Here is a 13,427-nt window from a genome sequence, read left to right as displayed (position 1 = left end):
CGACGACAATTGGACTTTCCATGCAAGGATCCTTTTCTTCAAGGCAGCCATGCCACGCGCGCTGGCGGCCTGTAATACCAGTTTGCCTAGCGCTTCTGAGCCTGCCGTTCCTTGGCGGCTCGGACGCGCTCGCCCACGCGGTCGCCGAGGGCGACAAGGGCTATATCCAGGAAATCAGCGGCATACACTTCCTGCCGTTCATCTATCTCGGCGCGAAGCACATGGTCACGGGATACGATCACATCCTGTTCCTGCTTGGCGTAATCTTCTTCCTCTACCGGATGAAGGATATCGGCCTCTATGTGTCGCTGTTCGCGATCGGCCACTCCACGACGATGCTGCTCGGCGTCTATTTCAACGTCGGCATAAACTCCTACATCATCGATGCGATCATCGGCCTGTCGGTTGTCTACAAGGCACTCGACAATATGGGCGCCTACCAGCGGTGGTTCGGCTTCCAGCCGAACACCAAGGCCGCCACGCTGATCTTCGGCTTCTTCCACGGCTTCGGACTGTCGACGAAGATTATCGAATACGAGATCTCTTCCGACGGGTTGGTTCCGAACCTGCTCGCCTTCAATGTCGGCGTTGAGATCGGCCAGTTGCTCGCCCTGTCGGCAATCCTGATCGTCATGGGGTTCTGGCGGAAGACCGAGAGCTTCTGGCGTCACGCCTACACGGCCAACGTCGCCATGATGGCGGCCGGATTCGTCCTGATCGGCTACCAGCTGACCGGCCTGTTTGTAAATTCCTGAGGTTTGAACAATGTACAACACCGATTTGCCCACACGCGCCGAACTTCCCTCCTCGGCGAGATTGAAACGTTCCACCATCATCGCGGCGATCGTGGCGGCGGCGCTGCTCGTCACGGTGGTGCTGCCCGCCGAATACGGCATCGACCCGACCCGCATCGGCAGGATGCTGGGCGTCACCGAGATGGGCGAGATCAAGACGCAGCTCGCCCAAGAGGCCGAGGCGGATCGCAGGGCGACCGAACAGGCCGTCCAGCAGACACTGTCGAATCCCGGAGCGCCGGTGCCGCAGGCAGCAAGTGCGGCGGTTGAAGGTCGGCTGTCCGCGATCGACCAGCGTCTTGACGCAATCGTCGCCCTGCTTGTCCGCCAACAGCAGTCGCAGGGTGGCGGAACGCCGGATTCGCTCTCGAACAGCGATGCCCCGACTCAAGCCGATCAGCGGGACGCGCAGGATGTGGCCACGGTCCTCGACGAGACGCCCGGTGTGCCCGTTCCCGCAGATCCACCAGCCAATGAATGGGCTGATGAGGTTTCAATTGTGCTGGCCCCGGGGGAAGGTGCCGAATTGAAGCTCGTAATGGAGGCAGATGCCGAGGCGGAGTTCCACTGGACTGCAAATGGCGCGGTGCTGAACTTTGATACACATGGCGATGGTGGCGGCCAGTCGGTCAGTTACGAGAAGGGTCGCGGCATCGCGGAGGACGAGGGCGTGCTGCGAGCAGCGTTCCAAGGCAATCACGGCTGGTTCTGGCGTAACCGGACCGATGCACCGGTAACGCTGACCTTGCGCACCCGCGGGGAATACCGGGAACTAAAGCGGACCGCCTAGGGTCAAGACCCAAGGCGGCGAGCCGAGAAATGCCTAAATATCGAGGTCGCGGGCGAAGGCGGCGTTTTCCTGGATAAACCGGAAGCGCGATTCCGGCTTGGTGCCCATCAGATCGTCGACCGCCGTTTTCGTCGCGTCGTCCTGCCCCTCCAATATCTCCACGCGCAGAAGCGTGCGCACGGCCGGGTCCATCGTCGTTTCCTTCAACTGGTTCGCCGACATCTCGCCCAGACCCTTGAAGCGGCTGATCTCGACCTTGCCGCGGCCGGTGAATTCGCTGGCCAGCAATTCGTCCTTGTGGGCGTCGTCGCGGGCATAGAGCGTCCGGCCGCCCTGGGTCAGCTTGAAGAGCGGGGGCACGGCGAGGAACAAATGGCCCTCGCGGATCAGCTCCGGCATCTCGGAATAGAAGAAGGTGATCAGCAATGACGCGATATGCGCGCCGTCGACATCGGCGTCGGTCATGATGATGACCCGCTCGTAGCGCAGATCCGCCTCGCGGTACTTGCCGCGCGTGCCGCAGCCGAGCGCCTGGATGAGATCGGAAATCTGCTGGTTCGCCAAGAGCTTGTCGCGCCCGGCGCTGGCCACGTTGAGGATCTTGCCGCGCAGCGGAAGGATCGCCTGGGTGCGGCGGTCGCGCGCCTGCTTGGCCGAGCCGCCGGCCGAATCGCCCTCGACGATGAAGATCTCGGCGCCGGCGGCGGAATTCTGGCTGCAGTCGGCGAGCTTGCCGGGCAGGCGCAGCTTGCGGACGGCCGACTTGCGGTTGACCTCCTTTTCCTGGCGGCGGCGCAGGCGCTCGTCGGCGCGCTCGACCACCCAGTCGAGCAGGGCATTGGCCTGCTGCGGGGAATCGGCGAGCCAGTGGTCGAACGCATCGCGCAGCGCGGTGTCGACGATGCGCTGCGCCTCGGTGGTGGCGAGCTTGTCCTTGGTCTGGCCGACGAATTCCGGCTCGCGGACGAACACCGAGAGCATGGCGGCCGCCGAGATCATGACGTCGTCGGTGGTGATCGACGCGGCGCGCTTGTTGCCGGTGAGTTCCGCATAGGCCTTGAGGCCGCGGGTGAGCGCGATGCGCAGGCCCGCCTCGTGGGTGCCGCCCTCATGGGTCGGAATGGTGTTGCAGTAGCTGTTCACGAAGCCGTCGCCGCCGTGCCAGGTGATCGCCCATTCGACCGAGCCGTGGCCGCCGGGACGCGCGCCCTTGCCGGCGAAGATCTCGGGCGTGACCTTCTGCTCGCCGCCGAGGCTGGCCTCCAGATAGTCCTTCAGGCCGCCGGGGAAGTGGAACACCGCCCTGGCCGGCGTCTCGTCCTTCTCGCCGATCAGTTCGGGCGCGCACTGCCAGCGGATCTCGACGCCGCCGAAGAGATAGGCCTTGGAGCGCGCCATGCGGTAGAGCCGGGCCGGCTCGAAGCGGGCCGACTTGCCGAAGATCTCGGCGTCGGGGTGGAAACGGACCTTCGTGCCGCGCCGGTTCTGGACGTCGCCCAGGTCCTCCAGTCTGGAGACGGGATGGCCGCGCGAGAAGGCCTGGCGGTAGAGCCGGCGATTGCGGGCGACCTCGACCTGGAGATCGTCGGACAGGGCGTTGACGACGGAGATGCCGACGCCGTGCAGGCCGCCGGAGGTCTCGTAGACCTTGGAATCGAACTTTCCGCCGGCGTGCAGCGTCGTCATGATGACCTCGAGCGCCGACTTGTCCCTGTGCCTGGGGTGCGGGTCGACCGGGATGCCGCGGCCGTTGTCGGCGACCGAGACGTAGCCGTCGGCGTCGAGCGCGACCTCGATGAAGGTGGCGTGGCCGGCGACCGCCTCGTCCATCGAATTGTCGATGACCTCGGCGAACAGGTGATGCAGCGCCTTGTCGTCGGTGCCGCCGATATACATGCCGGGGCGGCGGCGCACCGGCTCCAGCCCCTCGAGGATCTCGATCGCCGAGGCGTCGTAGCCGCCGTTCGGGTCGGTTTCGGGCTTGGCTGCAGGGCTGGCTGCGGGCTTGCGCGCGCGGGCAGGCTGGGGCGCGGCCTCGGCCGGCTTGTCGGCTTGCGGCTGGCCGCCGAAGAGATCGGTGCTGTTGTCCATCGTCATGGGCGGGTGTCTGTCCGGCTCGGTCGAATCAGTGGAAATATGGCATGGCGCCGCGCGAAAGGCGAACGGGGGGCGGGCCCCACGCCGCATTTACAACGCTTTAACCTCGTTTGCCGATTGCTGCGATTTTAGGCAACGCGTTACCCCAATATTTATCGTTCCACGTCAATCTTGCCGCAAACAGGCAGGGGAATCCGGGAATCCGCCGGGCGGATTGAGGCTGGGGCGACGTGAACAAGAAATTCCTGATCATGGGTGGTATTGCAATCGTGTTCGGCGGCCTGTCCGTCATCGCGGCAGACTACTGGCTGAAGAGCAATGTCCAAAGCGCCATCGAAACCGCGGAGATGGATACCAAGGCGCAGACCCCGGTCGTCGAATTTTCCAGCATCGTCGTCGCCGCCGAGCCGATGCGCTACGGCGCGGTGATCGATCCGGGCATGGTCAAGGAACTGCCCTGGCCGAAGCAGGATCTGCCGGCGGGGGCGTTCCAGACGATCCAGGACCTGGTCGGCGAGGGCAACCGGGTGGCGCTGGCGGCGATCGAGCCGAACGAGCCGATCCTCGTCTCCAAGATCACCGATCCGGGCAGCCAGGCGACGCTTTCGCGCAGGATCGAGGACGGCATGCGGGCCGTCACCATCCGCGTCGACGACATCAGCGGCGTTGCCGGCTTCGTGGTTCCGGGCGACCGGGTCGACATCGCGCTGACAAGGACGTTCAAGATCGAGAAGAAGGACGAGTCGGGCGGCGAGGACTACGCGCCGATCGAACTTTCGCCGGCCGGCGACCGCACCTATACCGGCGATCCGGACAGCTTCGTTGCGACGACGATTGTCCTGCGCAACGTCAAGATCCTGTCGATCGACCAGATTGCCGACGAACGGCAGTCGGATCCGGTGGTGGTGCGTGCGGTGACGCTCGAGGTCGACGCCATCGGCGCGAAGGCGATTTCCGCGGCGCAATCGGCTGGCAGCCTGTCGCTGCACCTGCGCGGCGCCGGGGACGTCGAGGCGACGGAATTTCCACCGCCTCCGCTGCCGCCGCTGGGACTCGATGAGATTCCGACGGCTTCCTATTCCGAGGAACGTGTCGCTCCGGAGCGGATTGCGCCTGAGCGGATCGCTCCCACAGAGGGCTTCGTGACCGGCCTCGCCAAGGTCACGGTTCGCCGCAAGAGCGATGCGGCGACATACGATGTGCGGGACGAGGGGGCGAGATGATGCAGGGACGAATGATCCGCGGGCTGGCGGTTGCAGCCGGAGCCGCAGCAGCTTGCCTCAGCGCTCTGCCGCCATCGCTTGCTGATGGTCCGACCGGCGCCGGCGCCAACGCCAACGTGTTCACCGTCTCGACGAACAGCAACAGGCTGCTCACCGTCGAAAGGGGCAAGCCGAAGACGGTGCGCACCCACGCCTCGTTCTACGAGATCGTTGTCGGCGATCCGGAGATCGCGAATGTGCAACCGCTCACCAACCGTTCGTTCTACGTGCTCGGGATTTCAGCAGGAACGACCGGCATAGCGCTTTTCAACGAAAACAAGGAACTGATCGGTTCGATCGATGTCGAAGTGAGCGTCGACACGACGCGCTTGCGCAGCGCCATCCAGGAAAACGTGCCCGATGCCGACATCAAGGTGACGACGACCAACGGACAGGTGGTCCTTTCGGGTGATGCGCCCGACCAGGTTTCGGCGGACCGGGCCAAGAAAATCGCCGAGAAATTCGCCGATGAGGACATTATCAATTCGGTGAACGTCACATCGTCCCAGCAGGTGCAGCTCAACGTCCGCTTCGTCGAGATCAACCGCGACGCGGGACAGGAACTGGGCGTCAAGATCAAGGATCTGAGCTACTCGACCACGCGGGACGGCGATGCCGGGCTCATCGGCTTCAATTCGCCGGGCGGGAACTTCTTCGGGAGTCTGGTGAGCGGCGGATTGAACGTGGATATCGCGATCAAGGCGATGGAAGACCGCGGCGTAGCGCGCAGGCTCGCCGAACCGAATCTCATCGCCCGTTCGGGCGAGACAGCAAGCTTTCTCGCAGGCGGCGAGTTTCCCATCGTTGTGAACGACAATGACGGCGGTGTGAGGGTCGAGTACAAGAAGTTCGGCGTCGGTCTGGAATTCACGCCCACCGTGCTCAAGGACGGGCTGATCGCTCTTGAGATCGAACCGGAAGTCTCCGCGATCGATCGCACCTTCGACGCCAGCTTCCCCGTGCTTTCCGTTCGCCGCGCACGCACGTCGGTCGACCTGAAAAGCGGGCAGAGCTTCATGATGGCAGGACTGTTCCAAGCCGAAAACAGCGTCAACAACGATCGCATTCCCGGTGTCGGAAAGACGCCGATCCTGGGCGCCCTGTTCTCGAGCAAGAAGTTTCAGCGGCGCGAAACCGATCTGGTGATGATCGTGACGCCGCATCTGGTCCGGCCGATAGAACCCAGCACACCGATGGCAACGCCGCTGGACGGTTCGCGTCCTGCGACCGTCCATGAGGCGCAGACCCTTCAGGTGGAAGAGGTGGGAACGGCGCAGACAGTTCCCGCGCGCACGACGGGTCATATTCTGACACTTGAAATCGAGGGATAGGATCTTGCGGCAAACAGCAATCAAGGCGTTTTCGATCTTTGCTCTGGTCGCGGCCGTTGCCGGATGTTCCTCGACCGCCGAGGACGAGCGGATCGAGGGAATCAGCTTCAGCGGCGGCAACGCAATCGCGCATAACAACGTCCTGCAGCGAATAGACCCCTGGCCGCCCGGCGTTCAGGATACCGATTTGATCGTGCCCGCCGACAGACCGGCGGCCAACGCTTACCCGGCGGGCGATCTGGGGACGTCCCCGATCTCCCTCGATGGCAGCTGAACCGGCGAGTCAAGGCAGGCAACGACAGTGGCTTCAGAGCAGAAAAAAACCAGCGCAAAGCAGGACAACAACCGGATCGTCCTGGTGTCGACGGACAAGCAGTTCATCGCATCAACGCAGTCGGCGTTTTCCGCCTCCGATGCGATCAAACTGGTGGTGATCGAGAAACCGGTCGCAGAACTGCACAATGAGGCGCAAGAGGCTGAGGCCGGGGCTGTGATTGTCGACCTCGGCGAGTCCACGCTTGAAAACCTGGAGGCGTTGCAGCGGATCACGCGCCGGCTGACCGATCGCGTGCCGGTCATCGTCGTCGCCGGCAGCCACGACGCTGCCATGGTGAGGGTGATCGTACAGTTGCGGGTGTCAGACTTCCTGATCAAGCCGGTGACGACAACAGACCTGGTGCGGTCCTGTATCCGCGCGCTCAAGGGCATGGACAAGCACGATGCCGGCGACGCCGACATCAGTACATTCATGCCGGCCGGCGGCGGTGTGGGCAACACGACCATCGCGTTGCAGACAGCATTTCTGCTGCACCGCTCCGCGACCAGAGCGGCCTCGACCTGTGTGGTCGACCTCAATTTCCAGCACGGATCCTGTACCGAGTATCTCGATCTCGAACCGCGCTTCAACATCGCCGAGATCGAAAATCAGGTCGACCGGCTCGACCGACAGCTTCTCGACGCGCTGTTATCGAAGCATGATTCCGGCCTTGCCGTTCTCGCCGCGCCCAACAGCCCGGCGGAGATGCGGTCGTTCGATGCGGATGTCGTTATCCGCGTTCTCGACCTCGTGTCGGCCTATTTCGACAATGTTGTCATCGACATGCCGCGCACATGGTTCCCCTGGACCGAACTTGTGCTGCGCGGATCCAACAACGTCTTCATCACCGCCGAGATGACAGTGCCGTGCCTGCGTCATACCCAGCGACTCCTGCACGCAATCGAAACCGAGGTCGGCAAAGACATCAAACCGCGCGTCATCATCAACCGGTATGCGCCGGGCGGGGCAGATGGCGGGGTCCGTTCCAGCGATGTTGAGGATGTTCTCGGGGATCGGTTCGCCGGGGGAATCGCAAACAACTACAAGCTGGTGCGCGAGGCGGTTGACCGCGGCGTGCCGCTTAACGAGGTCGATCCCCACGCCAATGTTGTACAGGATTTGAAACGTATCATCCTGCCCGAGGAAATGTCACTCGAGGGGAGCCGCCCGCGGGGCCTCCTTGGCCTTGGCAAGGGCCTGTTCAGAAAGGCAGGCTGATGGCGAACCGTTTCACACAGCTGAAGACGCGCGAACCGGCCCAGCGGAGCGCAGCGCCAAACGTCGAAGAACGCCCCGTCGTGATCCCGAATGTCAGGGCGGCCAAGCCGGCACCCGTGCGCGCCGCGCCCAAACCACAGGAGCGGACGCTCGATGCGCGCGTCAAGCTTCATCGCAAGCTGCTCGAAGAGATCAACCTCGTGGCGCTCGAGGCGCTGCCCCCGGACCGCATGCGGCTGGAAGTGCAGACGTTCGTCAATGATTACGTCCGGCAGGAACGTCTCGCGCTGAACGGGGCGGAGGTCGAGTCGCTGATCGACGATCTGGTCGACGAGATGGTCGGCCTCGGTCCGCTGGAGCCGCTGCTCAAGGACCCGACGGTCAGCGATATCCTGATCAACGGACATGAAAACTGTTTCGTCGAGCGCGCCGGAAAGCTCGTGAAAGAGAACATTCCGTTCAAGGACGAGGCGCATCTGCTGCGTGTGGTCAACAAGATCGTTGCCGCAGTAGGCCGGCGCATCGATGAATCTTCGCCGATGTGCGACGCCCGCATGCTCGACGGTTCCCGTTTCAACGCGGCAATCCGGCCGGTCGGCGTCGACGGCCCGCTTGTGTCGATACGCAAGTTCTCCAAGAACAAGATGGGCCTGCACAAGCTGGTGGAGTTCGACGCCCTGACCCAACCGATGGCTGAAGTGCTGGCAGCCGCGGTTTTCGCGCGCATCACGACCATCATCTCGGGCGGCACGGGCACGGGCAAGACGACGATGCTCAACGCACTCTCGGCATTCATCCCCGAAGACGAGCGGCTGATCACAATCGAAGACGCGGCCGAGCTTCAACTTCAGCAGCCGCATGTGGCGCGCATGGAGACGCGGCCCGCAAATGCCGAGGGTATCGGCGAACTGAAGCAGCGCGATCTCGTCAAGAACGCGCTCAGGATGCGTCCGGACCGGGTGATCCTGGGCGAGTGCCGCGGGGAAGAAGCCTTTGACATGCTGCAGGCAATGAATACCGGTCACGAAGGCTCGATGGCAACGATTCACGCCAATACGCCGCGCGACGCGATTGCCAGGCTGGAACAAATGCTCGGCATGACCGGAATGCCGATGACCGTCGCCTCAATTCGAAGCCAGATTTCCAGCGCGATCGGGCTGATCGTGCAGCTGACCCGGCTTTCCGACGGCAAGCGCAAGGTGACAAGTGTCGCGGAAGTGACCGGCATGGAAGGCGATATCATCCAGATGCAGGAGATATTCACGTTCCGCCGCACCGGCATGACCGCCGACGGCGGAATCGTCGGGCATTTCGAGGCGACCGGGATACGCCCACGATTCCTGGACGATCTGCTCGCAATGGGAGTCGAGTTCCCCGGCGACTATTTCGATCCGTCGCACAAGAAGCCGGAATGACATGGAGTTCAGCGACGCCACAATCTATGCGGTCTATGCATTTGCCGCCATTGCCGGGATCATGCTGGCCGAAGCGGCGTACATGCTGCTGGCCACAGGGCAGGAACAGCGCCGCGCAGTAAACCGCCGGATCCGCCTGCAGGAACGCACAGTCAACCAGAAGGAGGTGCTTGTCCAGTTGCGCAAGGAGCGCGGACTGGACGGGGCCAGCCGCTTTTCGCTGATGGCGACCCTGACGCTGCTCCGCACCCAATCGGGAATGACGATGCCGCTCTCGACGTTCCTCACAATTACCAGCGCAGTGGCCCTGCTCATCGGGATTACGGGCGGGTTCTATCTCAACCGGCTGCATATCGGCGCCCTGGTTGCAGTTGCGCTCGTTCCATTGCTTCCAATCCTCGTCCTGCGGTTTCTGCGCAAGAGACGCCACAAGCGTTTCGGCGTCCAGTTGCCCGAAGCGCTCGATCTGATCACGCGGGGCCTGAAGGCGGGGCATCCGGTGCCGGTTGCGGTGTCGATGGTGTCGCGGGAAATGCCGGACCCGATCGGCACCGAATTCGGAATTGTTTCCGACGAGGTAACATACGGCTCGGACATGGTGACGGGACTGCGCAACCTTTATGAGCGCGTAGGGCACGAGGATCTGCCGCTTTTCGTCACCGCAGTGTCCATTCAATCGACCACCGGAGGCAATCTGCGCGAGATCCTGGAAGGACTTTCAGAAGTCATCCGCGAGCGCGGCAAACTTCGCAGAAAGATCAAGGCAATCTCGGTCGAGGGACGGTTGTCGGCCTACATCCTGACAGCGGTTCCGGTGCTGCTTGTGCTCGCGGTGCTGGTGCTGATGCCGAGCTACTATGCCGACGTGGCGGACATCAGCCTAACGTGGATGCTGGTCGGCGGCTCGGTCATGTGGCTACTTCTGGGCAACGCCATCATGTTCAAGATGGCGAGCTTCAAGTTCTAGGGGAAGCAAATTGATGGAATGGATATTTTGTTCCGGCGAGAAGAAAAGCGCAGCCCGATATGGCCATTGCGCGAGACGAACGGTGCCCGCACCGCGTCGCCTCACTCTGCTTGCCGGACCGCGAAATACCGGTGTTCAGACGATTCCACTCGAGAATGAACAGCTCTAGCGGACCGGCCCGATGGACTATTCACTCCTCATTCTTCCCGCAGGCGCAGTTGTCGTCGCCCTAGGCGCCCTTGCGCTGTTCCTGGCTTACCGGCAGGAGCAGACCCGGCGCGAACGCGTGATCAGCCGGCTGCAAGTGCGGCTGGACGATCCCGACGAGGTTGTGGCGAAGGTCGAGGAAAAGAAGGCCGTCGAGGCTGAACTTGCCGAAAAGGCGGCAAAAAGGGCGGCCGCATTCTATGCTTCCGCGGATCCGGAGAACGTCGTGCGGCTGCGCCAGACGCTCATGCGGGCCGGACATCTCGATCCCGACGCGCTCGGCAGGTTCTTCCTGGTCCGCTTCATGTCGATGGGCGGCGGTGTGGCGCTGGCCCTCGGTTTGATCTTCTTCATCAATATCACGCCGTTTTCGCAACGCGGCATCCTGGCGCTGGGTGGCCTGTCGCTCGCCGGTTACTTTCTTCCCGCGTTCATGCTGAAACAGCAGGTCAACAAAAGGATGCTGGAATACAGAAACGGCTTCCCGGACTTCATGGACCTAATGATCGTGTGCGCGGATGCCGGGATGAGCCTCGAGGCATCGATCGAGCGCGTTTCGCGCGAAATCGCGATGACCTATCCCGCGCTCAGCCAGAATCTGGTGCTGGTGTCGCTCGAATTGCGCGCCGGCCGCAGCATCAACGAGACCCTGAAGGCGCTGGCCGAGCGGCTGGGCGTCGAGGAGGTGCGGGCCTTCGCGACGCTGCTGCAGCAGTCGAAAGAACTGGGAACGAGCCTTTCCACCGCCCTGAAGGTGTTCAGTGAGGAGATGCGTCACAAGCGCATGTCGGCGGCCGAGGAAAAGGCCCACGCGCTGCCTGCGAAGATGTCGATCCCGGTTACGGTCTGCATTCTGCCGGTGGTCGTGATGATCGCGATCATCCCGATCATCGTTCGGTTCAACATGTAACCGGTTCCTTCGGGCATTCTTAACCGCGTTTGCCGACGCGATCTTTACACCCCGGGAGTATGCTCGCCGAAAGATCCGGACAGACCGGACGGGGCGGGGGTGCTCAACATGGCAAGAAACGCAAAAAGACTTGTTGCGGCCGCCATTCTGGCGACAGCAATTTCCGGTTGCCAGACGGCGAACATCGACACCGCGATGACGGCGTCGTTTCAGGCAGACAGAAGCGACGAGCAGCTCGCGCTCGCGGAAAAGCACTTCGCCCAGGGCAGCTACGGTCTCGCCGAGAAGAGCTACCGCAAGGCGGTGGAGGCGACGCCGAAGGACGGCACGGCCTGGCTCGGTCTCGCCGCCTCCTATGACCAGCTCGGGCGTTTCGACCTTTCCGACCGCGCCTACGCTCAATTGATCAAGCTGGAAGGGCGGCGCGCCTCGATCCTCAACAATCAGGGGTATTCCTACCTTCTGCGCGGCGATCTGGTTAAGGCGCGGCGGGTGCTGAGCGAGGCGAAGTCGCTGGCGCCGTCCAGCACCATCATCGAGGGCAACTGGCAACTCGCCGCCGCAGGCTGACGCAATCCCGCCATCGATCTGCATTATCCGGCGAACGGCGCCGGAATGGAGGTGATTCAGCCGACCGTGCGCCGCAACGGGCAATCGGGATTCCGGTGATGGGCAAAGGTTCATGGCGATGGCCGGCATTCGCCGGGACGATAGGCGTTCTGGCGGCGGTCGCCGGTGCGCAGGCCGCCGGCGACGCGATCGTGAAAGAACGGCAGGAAGCCATGAAGGCGATGGCCGCAGCCGCCAAGGCGGCCGCCGGCATGTTCGAGGGGACCCGCCCTTACTCCGGAACGGCGCTGAAGGAAGCAGCGGAAACGGTGCGCGTCCATTCCGGCGCGGCCATGAAGGCGCAGTTTCCCGAGGACGCTCTCGGCCCGCCGTCCGCGGCAAAGGCGGACATCGCCACCGATCGCGAGGCATTCGACAGGATCGCCGACCGGCTGGAGGAACTGGCGACGGCGCTTTCCGCCGCTGCCGATGCAGCGCCAAACGTTCTCAGCGATGAAATGAGGATGAGCAACCAGCCGATGTTGGGCGGCAGTCTTCTCGGGGCGCGGATGAAGAAAGCTGACGAAGATCCGGCGGACTTGCCGGCCGAGCATGTCTTTCACCTTGTGCTGGACACCTGCACGAGCTGCCACTCGAAATACCGGCAGAAACAGGAGTGAGGCCCGGTCAGGTGGTCCCGCCGGCCGCTGACGCCTTGCAATCGCCAAGTTGAAGTGGTGTATCCGGCCGCAACGAAACGGCCGGAACTCCTCTCCTTGCGCGATATTCTCAGCAATCCCGACAATGACAACGCGTCGCCGCGCGATCCTGTGCGCGATGCGCAGGAAAACATGCGCCGGACCTTGCCGAAGCGCTTCTACAAGGCGGCATCGGTCGGCGAGCGCGACGGGATGCATCATGTCCTGCTCGACGGGCGCGCCGTCAGGACGCCGGGTCAGAACGCCCTGGCATTCAGCACACCGGCCGCCGCCGATCTCATCGCCGGCGAGTTCAACGCACAGGGCGAATTCATCGACCCGGCGGCGATGCCCTGCTACCGGCTTACCAATACGGCGATCGACGGCGTCGCCACCGACATGCAGGCGGTGCTGGAGGATATTCTCAGATATTGCGGCACCGACATGCTGTTCTACCGGGCGGAAAGGCCCGAGGGCCTCGTCGCGCGGCAGCGTGCGCTGTGGGACCCGCTGGTGGAATGGGCGGAGGGCCTCGCCGGGGCGCGTTTCGTGATGGTCGAGGGCATCGTGCACCAGGCGCAACCGCGCGCCTCGATCGCAGCGATGGGCGTTCACCTGAACACCGTCGAGGAGCCGGTGGTGATGGCGGCGCTGCATTCGATGACGACGCTCACCGGCTCGGCCCTTCTGGCGCTGGCCGTCTGGAAGGGTGCGATTTCCGCCGGGGATGCCTGGACGGCGGCCCATGTCGACGAGGACTGGAACATTTCCAATTGGGGCGATGACGCGGAAGCGGCAGCACGGCGCGAGGCCCGCTGGCGCGAGATGGATGCCGCCGACCGGCTGGTGAAGGCGCTTTCCGTCTAAAGAGGA

General features: G+C 63.3%; 13 protein-coding genes. 12 read left to right on the top strand and 1 reads right to left on the bottom strand.

Going from position 1 to position 13,427, the window contains the following annotated elements; genetic code table 11:
• Nucleotides 1-20: 20 nt before the first annotated feature.
• A complete protein-coding gene (locus LC298_RS13695) occupies nt 21-755 on the top strand; it encodes a HupE/UreJ family protein (protein ID WP_131570536.1) in 735 nt (244 codons plus the stop codon).
• A gap of 10 nt (nt 756-765) precedes the next feature.
• The gene (locus LC298_RS13690) at nt 766-1,584 is read left to right on the top strand and encodes a hypothetical protein (RefSeq protein WP_131570538.1); all 819 of its coding nucleotides are present in this window, start codon (nt 766-768) and stop codon (nt 1,582-1,584) included.
• A gap of 33 nt (nt 1,585-1,617) precedes the next feature.
• Here the strand turns inward: LC298_RS13690 and parE are convergent, their stop codons facing one another.
• Nucleotides 1,618-3,675, bottom strand: coding sequence for a DNA topoisomerase IV subunit B (gene parE, locus LC298_RS13685; RefSeq protein WP_131570681.1), 2,058 nt, complete (start codon nt 3,673-3,675; stop codon nt 1,618-1,620).
• A 236-nt stretch (nt 3,676-3,911) separates the two neighbouring features.
• Between parE and cpaB the strand changes: the two genes are divergently transcribed.
• The 10 genes from cpaB (at nt 3,912) to LC298_RS13635 (ending at nt 13,421) form a co-directional block, all read left to right on the top strand.
• Complete coding sequence (gene cpaB, locus LC298_RS13680; RefSeq protein WP_131570540.1) at nt 3,912-4,904, top strand: Flp pilus assembly protein CpaB; 993 nt, start codon at nt 3,912-3,914, stop codon at nt 4,902-4,904.
• Nucleotides 4,901-6,274, top strand: a complete 1,374-nt coding sequence (locus tag LC298_RS13675; protein WP_223385668.1) for a type II and III secretion system protein family protein — start codon at nt 4,901-4,903, stop codon at nt 6,272-6,274. The genes cpaB and LC298_RS13675 overlap by 4 nt, the downstream gene beginning before the upstream one ends.
• A gap of 4 nt (nt 6,275-6,278) precedes the next feature.
• Nucleotides 6,279-6,548, top strand: a complete 270-nt coding sequence (locus LC298_RS13670) for a hypothetical protein (protein WP_223385667.1) — start codon at nt 6,279-6,281, stop codon at nt 6,546-6,548.
• Between the two features lie 27 nt (nt 6,549-6,575).
• The gene (locus LC298_RS13665; protein WP_131570542.1) at nt 6,576-7,808 is read left to right on the top strand and encodes a CpaE/TadZ family protein; all 1,233 of its coding nucleotides are present in this window, start codon (nt 6,576-6,578) and stop codon (nt 7,806-7,808) included.
• The gene (locus LC298_RS13660) at nt 7,808-9,223 is read left to right on the top strand and encodes a TadA family conjugal transfer-associated ATPase (RefSeq protein ID WP_131570544.1); all 1,416 of its coding nucleotides are present in this window, start codon (nt 7,808-7,810) and stop codon (nt 9,221-9,223) included. Before LC298_RS13665 ends, LC298_RS13660 begins: the two co-directional genes overlap by 1 nt.
• Nucleotide 9,224: 1 nt before the next feature.
• Entirely contained in the window at nt 9,225-10,190 is a 966-nt protein-coding gene (locus LC298_RS13655) for a type II secretion system F family protein (protein ID WP_223385666.1), read from the top strand.
• A 181-nt stretch (nt 10,191-10,371) separates the two neighbouring features.
• Nucleotides 10,372-11,307, top strand: coding sequence for a type II secretion system F family protein (locus LC298_RS13650; RefSeq protein WP_131570547.1), 936 nt, complete (start codon nt 10,372-10,374; stop codon nt 11,305-11,307).
• A gap of 108 nt (nt 11,308-11,415) precedes the next feature.
• Nucleotides 11,416-11,877: a tetratricopeptide repeat protein gene (locus LC298_RS13645; protein ID WP_131570549.1), complete on the top strand. Its 462-nt coding sequence runs from the start codon at nt 11,416-11,418 to the stop codon at nt 11,875-11,877.
• Nucleotides 11,878-11,975: 98 nt separating this feature from the next.
• Nucleotides 11,976-12,536, top strand: a complete 561-nt coding sequence (locus LC298_RS13640) for a cytochrome c (RefSeq protein WP_131570551.1) — start codon at nt 11,976-11,978, stop codon at nt 12,534-12,536.
• Between the two features lie 96 nt (nt 12,537-12,632).
• Nucleotides 12,633-13,421, top strand: coding sequence for an ATP12 family chaperone protein (locus LC298_RS13635; protein WP_131570553.1), 789 nt, complete (start codon nt 12,633-12,635; stop codon nt 13,419-13,421).
• The last annotated feature ends 6 nt before the right edge of the window (nt 13,422-13,427 follow it).

It is taken from the genome of Oricola cellulosilytica (assembly GCF_019966575.1).
GTDB lineage: Bacteria > Pseudomonadota > Alphaproteobacteria > Rhizobiales > Rhizobiaceae > Oricola > Oricola cellulosilytica.
This window is presented reverse-complemented; position numbering and strand designations above follow the sequence as displayed.